The organism is Zeaxanthinibacter sp. PT1, assembly GCF_028464225.1.
GTDB lineage: Bacteria > Bacteroidota > Bacteroidia > Flavobacteriales > Flavobacteriaceae > Zeaxanthinibacter.
The window spans coordinates 503001-517439 of sequence record NZ_JAQPCN010000001.1 but is presented as its reverse complement, the minus strand read 5'-3'; the positions used below and the strand labels follow the sequence as shown (position 1 = coordinate 517439).

12 protein-coding genes and 2 tRNA genes are annotated in these 14439 nt (G+C 45.3%); 8 read left to right on the top strand and 6 right to left on the bottom strand.

Annotated features, from left to right (window positions below; genetic code table 11):
* Window positions 1–53 precede the first annotated feature (53 nt).
* Window positions 54–2492, bottom strand: coding sequence for a zinc-dependent metalloprotease (locus PP178_RS02315; protein ID WP_272592689.1), 2439 nt, complete (start codon window positions 2490–2492; stop codon window positions 54–56).
* Between the two features lie 408 nt (window positions 2493–2900).
* The gene (locus tag PP178_RS02310) at window positions 2901–3170 is read right to left on the bottom strand and encodes a hypothetical protein (RefSeq protein WP_272592688.1); all 270 of its coding nucleotides are present in this window, start codon (window positions 3168–3170) and stop codon (window positions 2901–2903) included.
* 145 nt (window positions 3171–3315) lie between these two features.
* On the opposite strand from PP178_RS02310, the gene PP178_RS02305 reads away from it, so the two are divergent.
* Genes PP178_RS02305 through PP178_RS02295 form a run of 3 tightly spaced genes read left to right on the top strand, consistent with a single transcriptional unit; the run spans window position 3316 to window position 7514 of the window.
* Window positions 3316–4134 (top strand): SDR family oxidoreductase, encoded by an 819-nt coding sequence (locus tag PP178_RS02305; RefSeq protein WP_272592687.1) that lies wholly within the window; start codon window positions 3316–3318, stop codon window positions 4132–4134.
* A 4-nt stretch (window positions 4135–4138) separates the two neighbouring features.
* Window positions 4139–6778 carry an MGH1-like glycoside hydrolase domain-containing protein gene (locus PP178_RS02300; protein ID WP_272592686.1) on the top strand — a complete coding sequence of 880 codons (2640 nt, stop codon included), beginning with the start codon at window positions 4139–4141 and terminating at the stop codon, window positions 6776–6778.
* Between the two features lie 37 nt (window positions 6779–6815).
* On the top strand, window positions 6816–7514 hold the full coding sequence (locus tag PP178_RS02295) for an SMUG2 DNA glycosylase family protein (protein WP_272592685.1): 699 nt from the start codon (window positions 6816–6818) through the stop codon (window positions 7512–7514).
* Between the two features lie 16 nt (window positions 7515–7530).
* Here the strand turns inward: PP178_RS02295 and PP178_RS02290 are convergent, their stop codons facing one another.
* Together PP178_RS02290 and PP178_RS02285 are read right to left on the bottom strand one after the other, a co-directional pair.
* Window positions 7531–8460: an isoaspartyl peptidase/L-asparaginase family protein gene (locus PP178_RS02290; protein ID WP_272592684.1), complete on the bottom strand. Its 930-nt coding sequence runs from the start codon at window positions 8458–8460 to the stop codon at window positions 7531–7533.
* Window positions 8457–9524 carry a hypothetical protein gene (locus PP178_RS02285; RefSeq protein WP_272592683.1) on the bottom strand — a complete coding sequence of 356 codons (1068 nt, stop codon included), beginning with the start codon at window positions 9522–9524 and terminating at the stop codon, window positions 8457–8459. The genes PP178_RS02290 and PP178_RS02285 overlap by 4 nt, the downstream gene beginning before the upstream one ends.
* A gap of 256 nt (window positions 9525–9780) precedes the next feature.
* Here PP178_RS02285 and PP178_RS02280 point away from each other — a divergent pair, with 256 nt between their 5' ends.
* The 3 genes from PP178_RS02280 to PP178_RS02270 all read left to right on the top strand — a co-directional run bounded on the left by PP178_RS02280 (window position 9781) and on the right by PP178_RS02270 (window position 11904).
* On the top strand, window positions 9781–10317 hold the full coding sequence (locus PP178_RS02280; RefSeq protein ID WP_272592682.1) for a RidA family protein: 537 nt from the start codon (window positions 9781–9783) through the stop codon (window positions 10315–10317).
* Between the two features lie 76 nt (window positions 10318–10393).
* A tRNA-Arg gene (locus PP178_RS02275) sits at window positions 10394–10465 on the top strand.
* Between the two features lie 1366 nt (window positions 10466–11831).
* Window positions 11832–11904 (top strand) — tRNA-Gly (locus tag PP178_RS02270).
* A gap of 28 nt (window positions 11905–11932) precedes the next feature.
* Here PP178_RS02270 and PP178_RS02265 read toward each other — a convergent pair.
* Complete coding sequence (locus PP178_RS02265; RefSeq protein WP_272592681.1) at window positions 11933–12601, bottom strand: haloacid dehalogenase type II; 669 nt, start codon at window positions 12599–12601, stop codon at window positions 11933–11935.
* A gap of 159 nt (window positions 12602–12760) precedes the next feature.
* Here PP178_RS02265 and PP178_RS02260 point away from each other — a divergent pair, with 159 nt between their 5' ends.
* Together PP178_RS02260 and moaC are read left to right on the top strand one after the other, a co-directional pair.
* Window positions 12761–13204, top strand: a complete 444-nt coding sequence (locus PP178_RS02260; RefSeq protein ID WP_272592680.1) for a molybdenum cofactor biosynthesis protein MoaE — start codon at window positions 12761–12763, stop codon at window positions 13202–13204.
* Window positions 13205–13212: 8 nt separating this feature from the next.
* Window positions 13213–13644, top strand: a complete 432-nt coding sequence (gene moaC / locus PP178_RS02255; RefSeq protein ID WP_272592679.1) for a cyclic pyranopterin monophosphate synthase MoaC — start codon at window positions 13213–13215, stop codon at window positions 13642–13644.
* A gap of 3 nt (window positions 13645–13647) precedes the next feature.
* Here moaC and PP178_RS02250 read toward each other — a convergent pair whose 3' ends face one another.
* The gene (locus PP178_RS02250) at window positions 13648–14406 is read right to left on the bottom strand and encodes a hypothetical protein (protein ID WP_272592678.1); all 759 of its coding nucleotides are present in this window, start codon (window positions 14404–14406) and stop codon (window positions 13648–13650) included.
* Window positions 14407–14439: the final 33 nt, after the last annotated feature.

Here is a 14439-nt window from a genome sequence, read left to right as displayed (position 1 = left end):
TGCATAAAAAAAGCCGGCTGAGTAGCCGGCTCTTAACATTATCGATATCAATATCAGGCGTTCATATCCAGGATAACTTCAATTCGCTGTTGCATATCTTCAAGATGAATTCCTGACAGTCCGGTAGCCTTACTTTTATTTAAACGGATCCTGTTATGTAATTTCTTTAACTGGTCCCTTGCAGCAGCCCGGATATCCGATTGGCTTACCTCCACTTCGGTTCTTCCTCGCCCCCTTCTTCCGCTAATCTCTTCCTGTTCTTCAGTCAGTAAATAATGTAAGCGATCTACATGGGCACGCTGCAGGTTTCTACGATAAGTATCCATCTGCGAAGTGGTTCCAAGTTCAGACCATAATCCCTTAGTAAGAGCATCCATAAAAATGAGAATATTATAGGATTCACTTCCATTGATCGCTTCGTTTTCCATCATACGTGCCAGGCGTCCAAAACTTAAAAGATTATCCAGAGTCCTGGATTGCAGTCTCCTGATTTTCTCTACCGCTACAGTAAAATCGATCTTATTCAGTATATCCTTTTCCAGCATCCATTTCGGGGTTCTAAAGAGTTCTTCTTGTAAAAATGCCAGGCTCTCCTGCTGACGTGCTTTAGGTACGTGAGTAAATACAGCACCATCTTGTTCATAGGTCTTATTGTACCTGTAAACTCCTCCCACATTAGCTGAGACATGCCCCATGTAGCGGTTGAACTGGTTGAAAACCTGATCGTACAAATCTTCCAGATCCTCATAATTTTTACCATCTTCCGCGGTCCAGGTTAAGAGGTTGGGAACAATTCGTTTTAGGTTGGCGATACCATACTGACTGGCCTTTACAGCATCATCCCCTAAATCTTCCGTTTGGGATGATGGGTCGATAACCGAGAATTGTTGAGCGCCAAATCGATATATGGGATTATCTGCACGTTCCAGGATCCACTGGTTCAAGATCTCTTTCTCCTCTTCCGGGTTTTTATCCGGGATAGGCCTGTATCCCCATTTAATAGCATGTAAGTCATAAGGTCCTACGTTAGGCATCAGGGCTACTCCTTCATCCTCGGGTTGGGCGATGTAATTAAAGCGGGCATAATCCATTATGGAAGGTGCAGTTCCGTACTTCTGGGTAAAGGAAGCCGACCTCAGTGAATCCACCGGGTACGCCACGCTGCTCCCCATGTTGTGTGGCAATCCCAGCGTATGGCCCACTTCGTGTGAAGAAACAAAACGGATCAGTCTCCCCATGATCTCGTACTTAAAGGCAACTCCCTGTGCTTCCGGGTTAATGGCTGCTGTCTGTACAAAATACCAGTTGCGCAGCAAGGTCATCACATTGTGGTACCAGTTAATATCAGACTCCAGGATCTCACCACTACGGGGATCGCTGACATGTGGGCCATTGGCATTGGGGATAGGGGAGGCCAGGTAGCGGACCACGGAATACCTCACGTCTTCGGGAGACCAGTCCGGGTCTTCCTCCGGGCTAGGCGCATCCTTTGCCAGGATGGCATTCTTAAAACCTGCTGCTTCAAAAGCAACCTGCCAGTCTTCAATTCCATCCTTGATATAAGAGCGCCACTTTTCAGGAGTAGCCCGGTCTATATAATAAACGATAGGTTTTTTAGGTTCCACCAGGATTCCTTGTTCAAATTTTTCCTTATCCTCATCCTTCACCTCCAGGCGCCAGCGGTCCAGGTAAGTGACCTCCTTACTCTTCTGATCCGGCAAACCATAATCGACCTGGCTTCTGGAAAACCAACCGACCCTCTGGTCAAAATATCTCCGCTCCATCGGCTCTTTGGGAAGAAGGACCATTGAATTGTTGATCTCTACGGAAAATGCCCCGAGATCTTCATTAGAAGGGGGTTCTTTTGCCTCATAGGTCTTTACATGCCTTGCTTCTATGTTCAAGGGAAATGTCCTAATGCTTTCAATATAAGAACGCTTGGTATCCACCTTCCCGATCTTATACCGCTCCTGGTAGCGATCTGATACCCCCAGTGATTTTACATCTTCTGTGAATAATGGAGTAACTTCGATAAGCGAGGTCTTCTGCTCATTGTCCTTTGGTGGCGCAGCGATCTCGAAAGCTGCAATAATAGGTTCAAAATTAGAATTCACTACTGCTTCATAAATGGGAAGACTATCTGATGCAACGTTTTCGTATTGTGCAAGTCTCAGCAGTACCTTTTTATTTTTTTTCTCCCATCGGACCACCTGGGTATTCTGCTTTCCTCCTCCAAAACCAAGGCCATTTGCCGTCTTGGAAATTCGGGTGACCATCAGCATTTCACGTCCTAGCAATGAGTCCGGAATCTCGTAATAATACTTTTCGTCTACCTGGTGAACGGTAAACAGGCCGGTCTTTGTCTTGGCCTCTTTGGTGATGATTTCTTCGTAACTCTTTTCTTTACTTTCTTTTTCGTCTTTTTTTGTTTTGTCCTGCCCTTGTACAACTCCGCAAAGTAGTGCCAGGAATAGGAGAATGCATCTCTTCATTGCTGGGTTTTTTGGTTTAAGTTGCCCAATTTAGGCCATCATGATATATTTCTTCATGTTTTGACATCCCTGTAGTAGTTTTTTAACTTAAGTTTTAGAGAAATGGAGATTGGATGCGATTTAACACTCCTGCTTAAATGGACTTAAATTTCCAGCACGACTTCTGTTTAAAAAATTAAACAGCATACTGCACGTTTCCTGCAGGGGAGCAGATTAAATTTAAACCGGGGAGGGGTTAATCGTCCCCCCCCTATTATATATTCAGAACCAAACTTCGTGCGAGGCTTTGTAACTAAACCTTCGATATCTTGGAGATCTCCCCAATTTTTAGGAGGGTAATGGGGGCACAGCTAAGAACAGGGAAGATGCTGACCGGGTCCGGTCAATTTAGAAAAGAATTGAAAGTTTTTATTTCCCTGTAGGTCTGAACATCCCCGTAAGAATGGCTAAGGTTCCCGCAGCCCCAACGAACAGCAGGGCAATGGCCAGCCATCCTATTCCCTCAAGCGTCCATTGGTAAACGCCCATGATGATCATGTAAACAAAATAAAAATGCCAGAAGATTCTCTGGTACCATCTTCGCTTGATGGGGTTTAGGTCATAGATCGTCATCATGGTCGAATGCAGCAGCGTAATTACGATAAAGACAATTACAAAAAGCAGTAGTCCTTTTGCCATGGGTGTTACATTGAGCAGGTGAATATAATGAATCTTATGTTCATAATTCTGATGATTAAAATAGAGGGGGATTTGATGGGTATATGCGATAAATTTCTGTAAAAGAGAACAATTATACTCCTAACTTTAATTCAAATTTCCAGATATGCAGAAACCAAATAAAAGACTGGTAGGGCAGACTTGTATCGTTACCGGGGCCAATTCCGGGATAGGGGAGGCCGTGGCCCTTGCATTGGGCCAGGATGGCGCTAACGTAGTGGTAAATTACCACTCAAGACCTGAGGATGCAGAGGAGATTGCCCATAAAATCGGCAAGGATAATATAAGTGGGGATGCCATAGCCATCAAATGTGATGTTTCTAAAGAAGACCAGGTCCAGGCTATGTTTAAAAAAGCGATCAGTCATTTTGGTACGGTAGATATCTGTGTACCCAATGCAGGCTTACAAAAAGATGCACCCTTGCACGAAATGAGCCTTGAATACTGGCAGAAGGTGATAGACGTTAATCTTACCGGTCAGTTTCTATGTGCACGGGAGGCCATCAGGGAATTTTTGAGTCGCGGTATGCGTCCCGACGTCTCTAAATCCCTGGGTAAAATCATTCATATGAGTTCGGTACACCAAATTATCCCCTGGGCTGGCCATGCCAACTATGCGGCATCTAAAGGGGCCATCGTTATGCTGATGGAAAGCATTTGCCAGGAATATGCTTCGCAAAAGATTCGCTGTAACAGCATTGCTCCCGGGGCTATTAAAACAAAAATAAATCAGTCTGCCTGGGAATCGGAAGAGGCATTGAATAAACTCCTTAAATTAATACCTTATAAACGAATCGGGGTGCCGGAAGATATTGGAAGTGCTGCTGCATGGCTCGCATCAGATGAATCGGAATACATTAATGGCACTACCATATACGTGGACGGTGGAATGACCTGCTACCCCGGCTTCACAACAAACGGATAAACAAATGATAGAAACCACTGAAGAGGACCAGCGATTACAGGCCTATAACGATGGTAAAGAAGACTGGTTACATTGGGGGCCCTACCTCAGTGAGCGCCAATGGGGTACTGTGCGGGAGGATTATAGTGCCAACGGTGATGCCTGGGGATATTTTCCCCACGATCATGCCCGGAGCAGAACCTATCGTTGGGGAGAGGATGGCATGGCCGGCATCTCCGATCGTTATTGTAATATCTGTTTTGGAGTTGCTCTCTGGAATGGCAAGGACCCTATCCTTAAAGAAAGATTGTTTGGATTAACCGGGCCACAGGGGAACCATGGAGAGGATGTAAAAGAATTGTACTACTACCTGGAGAATACCCCTACCCACTCCTATATGAAACATCTTTATAAATACCCACAGGCAGAATTTCCTTATGCCCAATTGGTAGAAGAAAATAAGAAAAGAGGGAGGCATGAACTGGAATACGAATTACTCGATACCGGGGTGTTTAATCATGATGCATATTTTGACGTGTTTACCGAATACGCCAAGAGTGGCCCCGAAGACCTTCTGGTTCAAATTACCGTAATTAACCGCGCAAAGGAGGCCGCGCCTATTCACCTTCTTCCTACTTTATGGATCAGGAACTTCTGGAGTTTCAGGGAAATGAAGGAGAAACCCCTGATCAGCCTGGATAAAGATTCGGTCAATACCGTGGCCATCTCCCATGAATATGTCGGGGAATATCACCTTTATTTTGAAAAACCGGATCATGTGCTGTTCACCGAAAACGAGTCTAACCGGGAACGAGTTTATGGAGATAAAAACGATCACCCATATAAAAAAGACCTTTTCCACGATGCCGTAGTACAAGGAGACTATTCCCTGGCGACCGAGAACAAAAAAGGAACCAAGTTTGCTCCCCACTACCAGCGGGAACTAGCTGCGGGCGAGAGTACCACAGTACGTCTCCGCTTAAGTAAAGATAGTATTGATGATCCCTTTGGAAAGGACTTTGAAGCAGTAATCGCTGAAAGGCAAAAGGAATGTGATTCATTTTATGCAAAGGTTGCCGGGAACTGCGATGGGGAAGAATTCCTGATCCAAAAACAGGCATTCGCTGGAATGCTCTGGACCAAGCAATATTATAATTACGAGGTGGAAAAGTGGTTGGAGGGCGATAAAAAAAATTCTGTGCCACCTCCAGAGCGATGGTACGGTCGTAACCATACCTGGAAAACCCTGAGGAGTCATGATATCATGCTGATGCCGGATGCCTGGGAGTATCCCTGGTATGCTGCCTGGGACTCGGCTTTTCATTGTGTCACCATGGCGATGATCGATTCTGAATTTGCCAAGAAACAATTGTTGTTGTTTACCAAGGAGTGGTACATGAAACCCAATGGGCAGATCCCGGCCTACGAATGGTCATTTAGTGATGTAAACCCACCTGTGCAGGCCTGGGCTGCCATCGAGATCTACCAAATAGAGAAACAAAAAACGGGCAAGGGAGACATTAAATTCCTGAAAAGAATGTTCAATAAGCTGGCCTTGAATTTTACCTGGTGGGTAAACCGTTTGGACAGCAGCCAGAAGAATGTCTTCGAGGGTGGATTCCTTGGTTTGGATAATATTGGGGTCTTTGATCGCAGCACAGGGATACCCGGAGGTGGGATCCTGGAACAGGTAGACGGCACATCCTGGATGGCACTCTATTGCCTGAACATGTTAGAGATGAGCCTGGAAATCGCCTTGGAAGATGATGCTTATGAGGATATGGCCACCAAATATTTTGGACATTTCGTCTTCATTGCGGAAGCCCTTAATAAACGGAGCCAGGAAAACGTGGGGACCTGGGATGAGGAACAAGGGTTCTTTTACGATAAACTCATATTGCCGGATGGTCGGTTTGTACCGATCAAGATACGCTCCATTGCCGGTATGTTATCCCTGGCGGCGGTACTTTGTATTAAGAAACAGACCCTGGATAAACTGCCGAAGTTCAAGGCCAGCGTGGGATGGTTTAAACGCTACAGGATGGAAACCATGAAATTCCCGGTGATACAGGAATATGTGGATGGCGATGATCTTTTGTTGTCGTTGGTGCCTAAAGACCGAATGCCTATCCTGGTCAAAGTACTGCTCGATGAATCCGAGTTTCTAAGTCCTTTCGGAATTCGCTCCCTTTCTAAAAAACACGAACAGCCATATTCCATTAATATTGATGGCAACAATTACAGTATCAACTACGAGCCGGCAGAATCTTCGGTGCCTCTTTTCGGGGGCAACTCTAACTGGAGGGGCCCCGTCTGGTTCCCGATGAATTACCTCTTTATCAATGCACTCAGGGAATACCATTCATATGGCGGGGAAAATTTAAAATTTCAATACCCTACGGGATCAGGAGAAGAACTAAACCTGGAGCAGATCGCTCATAAGATCAGTAACAGGCTGGTGCGGATATTCAAGGCTGATCAACAGGGAGAGCGCGCTGTAAATGGATTGCACCCTGAACAATACAGGAAAGAGCATTTTAAGGACTATATCCCATTCTATGAATATTTCCATGGGGATAATGGTCGTGGAGTCGGATCTTCTCATCAAACCGGGTGGACGGCCCTGGTGGCAAACCTGATCGCGAACATTCACAAGGAGGATTAATGCGAAACCCGTATTTTTGGGCAAAGCCATATTGAGCATGCAGACATTTGCCGACGGTGTAAACCGTTATAACAATTCACTGGACCCGGATGTATCATTGCCAAGGGGTATCAGGGTGATGAATCCTTTCAAGGAAAACCCCGAGATACGAGAGATCGCAGGAAAGTTCTACCGTAAATTCTACAATGACGCGGAAGAAAGGGAACTCATCCTGGGGATAAACCCTGGAAGGCTGGGCGCCGGTGCTACGGGGATTCCGTTCACCGATACTAAAAGACTGGCTTCGGATTGCGGGATACAAATAGACTCTTTTAACTCGCACGAGCCCTCCTCTGTATTCGTGTACGAAGTGATTCGCGCATATGGAGGCCCGGTAGCGTTCTATAAGAAGTTTTTCATCAACTCCATGTACCCACTAGGATTTGTGATCGAGAATAAAAAAGGCAACTGGGTAAACTGTAATTATTACGATTTTGCTGATTTATACAATGCGCTTAGAACTCCGGTCATTGAGCATCTGAAGGCCATGATAGATCTGGGTGTATCCCGGGAAAAATGTTTTGTGCTCGGAAAGAAGAACGCAAAGTTCCTTCACGAAATTAATAAAGAGGAACAGCTATTCCGGGAATTGGTTGTATTTGACCATCCCAGGTATATAGCGCAATACAAATCCAAGCAAATGTCGCTCTATGTAGACCAATATTTGGCAGCGCTTTCCGGTAGAATACCCACCTAAGGTAATATGGTCATATTTATTTAAAGATATTGACGTACTCCTCGTTCCGGGAATTCCTGAATCCCCTGTACATGCCTTTGGTGTTGAATGGCATTACTATGTTACCTTGTTGATCAATACCCACAAGTCCGCCTTTACCGCCCATCTTTGGCAACACATGCATCACCACGTGCTCCGAGGCTTCCTTAAGGGATTCGTGCTTGTAGAGCATTCGTGCAGAAACTTCGTGACTTACTACGGCCCGAATAAAATATTCACCATGACCGGTACAGGAAATTGCACAACTGTTATTGTTAGCATAGGTTCCTATACCCACTAAGGCGCTGTCGCCAATACGACCGTATTTTTTATTGACCATCCCACCTGTTGAGGTAGCAGCAGCAAGATTTCCTTTTTTATCCAGGGCCACCGCTCCGACCGTACCAAATTTTTTATTCAGTTCTTCGTCGTGGTCCAGGGTAACCTGGTCTTTAGAAGCAACCCTTTGCCATTGTTTATAGCGGTATTCGTCGTAGAAGTAATCCTTTGGGGCAAACTCTAAGCCGTGCTCCCTTGCAAATTCCTGGGCTTGTACCCCGCTGATGATCACATGCTTGGAGTGTTGCATGACTGCCCTGGATAAAAGAATGGGATTTTTTATCCCGCTGACCCCGGCTACACCCCCGGCTTTCAGTTTTTTGCCTTCCATGATGGCAGCATCCATTTCATGTTCTCCATCATGGGTGAAAACGGCGCCCCTGCCGGCGTTGAACAGGGGGCTGTTTTCCATGACAATAACAGATTCGGTCACAGCATCCAGGGAAGACCCTCCTTTGTGCAAGGTGAGGTACCCCACGGTATAAGCTCTTTTGAGTACCTGCCGATAAGCCTCGGCCTTCCATTTACTCATATTGGTCTTGGAAATGGTACCGGCTCCTCCATGAATTGCTATTCCGTAATTTTTCATACTGCTGCCAGTCGTTTTTTGTTTCTCTTCCTTGGGGTAGATAAGATATCGAACAATTCCTTAGGGTCTACATTCAGGCTGTTAAAAACCGGGATGTCCGTGTATTCACTCAATTCCCTGATGTGCAAAGGAGAGCTGGAACACACCCCGGAAATAGCGTCCGGCACAAGGTTGAACTTATTTTTTAAGACGTGTAGTCCTCCGATGGCACCGAAAGAATCGGCTGCACAAAAGATCAGTTTATGAATACGTTCCCTGACAGCCGGAGATTGTAACAGCATGGCCGTTTCACGTTGATTAATACCATCCGCAAATTCCACTACCCAATAGTTGTCTTTATTATTGGCGTATTTAAGATCCAGTTTATTGAAGATGTCCAGGATTTCCTCTTCCTCGATGAGGTAAGTTGAAGGATAACCCAGGAATGTAAAATCTGAATAATGGGCAGCACCTGCATCATTCATGCTAAGGATATCCTTAAGACTTGCCGTTCCGGTTACTTTAGAAGCTCTTACCTCCTTGTCATGTACAGAAAGTGCATAGACACAAGCCGTGGCCGCCGCGCTTTTCCCGGCATTCATCGCAGTGCCGATGTTTAGTATAAGTTTGGCCCTGGGAGATTTTTTCTCGGTGGCTTTAGGGTTGATAAGGCTGTAATCTTTGGTGTTGATCACCTTCCCTTCACTGTCACAGGCATATCCCAAAGGTTTAATCCGGGTAGGAGAGATCACCATACCACTTTTGGATAGTACTTGTCCTACCACGCCAGAACGGGCAAGAAGATCTACTTCGGTAAAATCACTTTCAACAGGTATTACCCCCTCATAGTAGTCCGGGGCATAACGGTTTCCAAATACAAAGATTGCATGGGTGCCATGGTGTATAGTATGGATACGACCTTCTTTATTTTCCAGTGATTTGTGTTGGCCTATAGTCTCTACAACCCCATAGAGTACATCCCCGATCTGTGGTGGGCGATCAATGGGTTTGTAGCGCTTAATAGCTTTGCGGGGCACAGAATAGGCTGCGCTTGGCATGGTAAAGCCTTTGTGTATTTTTTTCATAAGATCAATAGTATTATGGATAAAAAATTCCCGATGGGGGAGTCTTGACTTGTCAATGAATTTTTCGTGCTCGGAATTTTAAAAAAGCGGGCGAATATAGTGCATAAAATGATTGGTGTGACAGATCGAAAAATAATTTGGCAATTATTTAATCATCCCACCATAAGACCCTTATATTGGACGAATTAACGGGTGGTCTTGATTGGTATGCAGAACTGTTTTACCTTGGCTGGACCTGATAAAAAATATTAGAATTATGAGATATCTTCTACTCTCGTGTATTTGTTGCTTCCTCTGCATTATTTCCCCTCTATTTGGGCAGCCGGGAACAGATCCTGAAAGCAGGATTGCGGAAATGGGAATCAACTTAACAGATCCGGGAACCCCTGCCGCAAATTTTGTGCATGTGGTACGTACGGGAAACCTACTGTTCTTAGCCGGGAAGGGTCCCAGGGATGAAGCGGGAAATACGATCAGGGGCAAGCTAGGAGCAGAACTAACCATTGAGCAGGGCTATGAAGCGGCAAAAAGGGTAGGTGTTGCTCAATTGTCGGTTTTAAAAACAGAACTAGGGGATTTAAGTAAAGTGAAGCGCATTGTGAAAGTGTTGGGGATGGTGAATGCCCAACCTGATTTTACCGAGCATTCCTCGGTAATCAATGGCTTCTCTGACCTGATGGTTGCCGTTTTCGGGGAAAAAGGGAAACATGCCAGGGCAGCCGTAGGGATGGGCTCACTGCCCGGAAACATCGCGGTGGAAATCGAATTGATCGTGGAAGTTGAACCCGAATAGGGAAGTGGCAGAGAAATTATCCCGGACAGTACTTTGCACTTGGAAAAAAATCTTATTTTTGTGCTCCCATTTTAGCGGCCTCGTAGTTCAATGGATAGAATAGAAGTTTCCTAAACTTTAGATGCAAGTTCGATTCTTGCCGAGGCTACAGATAAACACAAAACGCCTTTGCGATCAGCAAAGGCGTTTTTTATTACCGCTGAGCCGGGGAGATCAGTTTACTGATCAGTCCCGGCGGCGGTAATAAATACGGCTATGGAATAGCTGGTGTTTTGTATTTTCAGACTGAGCCTTTGTCAAGAACAGCGGAGCTATCTCTTGCCACTTCATTTTCCTGGATTTGGGTTTACTGATTAATCCCGGCTGGCTGTAATAAAACTCGGCTACAGCGTAGCCGGTGTTTTGTATTTTCAGACTGAGCCTTTGTCAAGAACAGCGGAGCTATCTCTTGCCACTTCATTTTCCTGGATTTGGGTTTACTGATTAATCCCGGCTGGCTGTAATAAAACTCGGCTACAGCGTAGCCGGTGTTTTGTATTTTCAGACTGAGCCTTTGTCAAGAACAGCGGAGCTATCTCTTGCCACTTCATTTTCCTGGATTTTGGCTTTACTGATTAGGCCCGGCTGGCTGTAATAAAACCCGGCTACAGCGTAGCCGGTGTTTTGTATTTTCAGACTGAGCCTTTGTCAAGAACAGCGGAGCTATCTCTTGCCACTTCATTTTCCTGGATTTGGGTTTACTGATTAATCCCGGCTGGCTGTAATAAAACTCGGCTAAAGCGTAGCCGGTGTTTTGTATTTTCAGACTGAGCCTTTGTCAAGAACAGCGGAGCTATCTCTTGCCACTTCATTTTCCTGGATTTTGGGTTTACTGATTGAGCCCGGCTGGCTGTAATAAAACCCGGCTGCAGCGTAGCCGGTGTTTTGTATTTTCAGACTGAGCCTTTGTCAAGAACAGTGGAGCTATCTCTTGCCACTTCATTTTCCTGGATTTTGGGTTTACTGATTATGCCCCGGCTGGCTGTAATAAAACCCGGCTACAGCGTAGCCGGTGTTTTGTATTTTCAGACTGAGCCTTTGTCAAGAACAGCGGAGCTATCTCTTGCCACTTCATTTTCCTGGATTTTGGGTTTACTGATTATGCCCCGGCTGGCTGTAATAAAACCCGGCTACAGCGTAGCCGGTATTTTGTATTTTCAGACTGAGCCTTTCTCAAGAACAGCGCAGCTATCTCTTGCCCGGAGTTAGGTTGTTATTTACGAACAGTCCCGGCGGCGGTAATAAATACGGCTATGGAATAGCGGTGTTTTGTATTTTCAGGATGAGCATCATTCAAGATAGTTCAGATGCCACCAGCGGAGGCTGCCGAACGCTAAATACCTTCGGCCAAGCGGCTTAGATTATTCAGCGGCAACTAAGAAGTTTCAAAGAGGTGTAATTAAAAAAAATGCATCAAAAAAGCCTTGCCACATTCAAAAGATTCAATAATTTTACACCCGGTTAACAAACCAAAGGCGGGAGTAGCTCAGTTGGTAGAGCGTCAGCCTTCCAAGCTGAATGTCGCCGGTTCGAACCCGGTCTCCCGCTCAAAGCACAGCCCCAAGCTGTGCTTTTTTTATGTCGTTAACTGGTACGCCAGTATTTCCAGTGACTCTCCCCTCATATCCGGATGTATCCCTCCCGGGTACCATACTTTTCCCTGGCGTTTGATAAATCCTGTTTTATATCCTGCACGCTGGGCTCCCAGTAAATCCCAGGCATGTGCTGCGATCAGCATAGTTTCAGAAGCTTTGCACTTTTCCTTTTCCAGGACATAATTGTAGGTTTCCGGATGCGGTTTAAATTTCCGGACGGCTTCTACACTGTATAGGGCATCAAAGTATTGCTCCAGGCCGGAATGCGCCATCTGTCGTGTATGGGTTTGAAGTCCGCCATTGGTAAGGGTTACCATTCTATAGCCTGCTTCTTTTAATTTTTCAAGAGCTGCAGGAACTTCTTTATGTGGATCTAAGGATGTAATCATGCTTAGAAGATTAATTATTTCAGTTTCCGAAATTTGTTTCCCGAGTCGTGTAAAGGTCATTTCCAGGGTGTGCTTTCCAACCTCGCCAAAATCTATATAATTGCCACTCAGACTTTCTGCCATAGCAAATTGGAGCAATTGGGAAAACCATTGATCAAAGGCGTTTTGATCCCCTGCTGCGGTATTTATTTCAGACTTCATCACAGAAAGATCCAGGAGGGTCTCATTGACATCAAAAACAATCAGTTCCGGCTTTTTCATAAGTTATATTTAGGTCTTTAATATAGTGTAGTCCCTCTTGCTTGCCTGTGAATATCAAAAGTTTTATTAACCTAATTACTATGGGTGTTATCGGTTTTCTGGAACTAGCCATAGGGCAAACCTAAAATCTTCTTTACCTTCGTAAGAAACAATCCTGAAATGAAAAAGACCACCGTAAAGAATGTCTTTGTAAAAGGAGCGATTAGCCCTGAGTTTATCGCCGGATCTATTGCCAAACACCAGAGCAAGACCGGGATCGGGGCGCATGACATTTTCCTGGGGCAGGTTAGAGCTGATGAGATTGACGGGAAGACCGTTACGGCCATAGATTACAGTGCTTACGAAGAGATGGCCAACCAGGTATTTCACGAGATCAAAGAAGCGGCTTTCCGAGATTTTGAACTAAGCTGCCTTCATATTTATCACAGTATCGGTAAAGTGAAGACCGGGGAAATCTGCCTTTTTGTTTTTGTTTCAGCTCCGCATCGAAAGGCGGTTTTTAAAGCATTGGAACAGGTGGTTGAAGAATTGAAGGCTAAGGCCCCTGTATTTGGAAAGGAGTGTTTTGAGGACGATTCTTATCAATGGAAAGTTAATAGATAGTATAGATCATGGTAGATATAACAGCTAAGGCCGTAACCCTGAGAACTGCACTGGCGCAAGCCGTAGTGAAAGTAGGTTCCCAGGACACTATAGCGGCAATTGAGAACGGCAAGGTGCCTAAAGGTGATGTCTTCGCTATGAGTCGTGCTGCCGGGTTCCTCGGAGTGAAGAATACCGCTTTGTTATTGCCGGACTGTCACCCTCTGCCCATAGAGCATACCCGGATCGACTATGAGATTACTGGCCTGGAGATAAAAGTGCTGATCACTGTAAAAACGCATTATAAGACCGGGGTAGAGGTAGAGGCCATGCACGGGGCAAGTGTCGTTGCCCTCAACATGTACGATATGCTTAAACCTATCGATAAGGAGGTAGAAATACTGAACATCCGTCTCCTGGAGAAAACCGGTGGAAAATCAGATATTAACCGTAGGGATTAAACCTCACTTCCTTTTTGCCCATATTTCGTAAAGCGGTTCCCCCCGGCTATTTTTTCCGGTGTGGTGCCAGTCAGTACCTTTAATTTCAAAAGTGAAATCGAGCCGTGCACCAACGCGATCAGGATCCCTTGAAAAATAGCGAATCAGCTCCATGTACTTCCCATCTTTTGCCCGGTAGGTCCCCCCGCCGGTTCCAAAGAATTCAAATGTACGGCTATTGAAAGCGATCCACTGGAAGTGACCATCCTTCAAGATTTTAAGCGTCTTCCTGGGGTTAGACTCCCCCCTTCGTTCCTGACCTGTATCCGGACCCCTGGTGGCGAAAAGCCAGGTCCCGTCAAGGGACTGTTCTTTTGTTTTGACCCGATGGAAAGACAATGGCAGCTCTCCTTCAAAATTCAGTTTTCCATTTCTCAAACGGAATGGAATAACTCGGTTTTCAATTCCATCATTAGGATGGTTAGAATTAAAGTCCAGGTCCCACTCTATAACCTCATTTTCTATCGTATAAGGGCCGCCAAGGGTTTTAATGAATTTAGCCGGCTCCAGTTCATAAACACTATGAACCATATATCCATCTGCTATTTTTAGTTCATGGATTATACTGTCCCCGGCATGACCCTGTTTGGAGAAATATACCCCGGGTGTTAGCTGTGCCAGGGCAGGAACGGAAAGCACTGACAAGAAAAGAAGGACTATAATCCTGGAAATGCCCTGGCAAATATTTTTTTTACCGGTATTTTTGGTCTTGTTCTGTTTCATGATCTTTGGTTCTGAGCGGATTTATATGACTAC

Bases quoted from the DNA above. Each gene is read 5' to 3' on its own strand.
- PP178_RS02285 (WP_272592683.1), bottom strand. From the start codon at position 9,524: ATGAAAAAAATACACAAAGGCTTTACCATGCCAAGCGCAGCCTATTCT.
- moaC (WP_272592679.1), top strand. From the start codon at position 13,213: ATGGTAGATATAACAGCTAAGGCCGTAACCCTGAGAACTGCACTGGCG.
- PP178_RS02290 (WP_272592684.1), bottom strand. From the start codon at position 8,460: ATGAAAAATTACGGAATAGCAATTCATGGAGGAGCCGGTACCATTTCC.
- PP178_RS02310 (WP_272592688.1), bottom strand. From the start codon at position 3,170: ATGGCAAAAGGACTACTGCTTTTTGTAATTGTCTTTATCGTAATTACG.
- PP178_RS02260 (WP_272592680.1), top strand. From the start codon at position 12,761: ATGAAAAAGACCACCGTAAAGAATGTCTTTGTAAAAGGAGCGATTAGC.
- PP178_RS02250 (WP_272592678.1), bottom strand. From the start codon at position 14,406: ATGAAACAGAACAAGACCAAAAATACCGGTAAAAAAAATATTTGCCAG.
- PP178_RS02305 (WP_272592687.1), top strand. From the start codon at position 3,316: ATGCAGAAACCAAATAAAAGACTGGTAGGGCAGACTTGTATCGTTACC.
- PP178_RS02265 (WP_272592681.1), bottom strand. From the start codon at position 12,601: ATGAAAAAGCCGGAACTGATTGTTTTTGATGTCAATGAGACCCTCCTG.
- PP178_RS02295 (WP_272592685.1), top strand. From the start codon at position 6,816: ATGCAGACATTTGCCGACGGTGTAAACCGTTATAACAATTCACTGGAC.
- PP178_RS02315 (WP_272592689.1), bottom strand. From the start codon at position 2,492: ATGAAGAGATGCATTCTCCTATTCCTGGCACTACTTTGCGGAGTTGTA.
- PP178_RS02300 (WP_272592686.1), top strand. From the start codon at position 4,139: ATGATAGAAACCACTGAAGAGGACCAGCGATTACAGGCCTATAACGAT.
- PP178_RS02280 (WP_272592682.1), top strand. From the start codon at position 9,781: ATGAGATATCTTCTACTCTCGTGTATTTGTTGCTTCCTCTGCATTATT.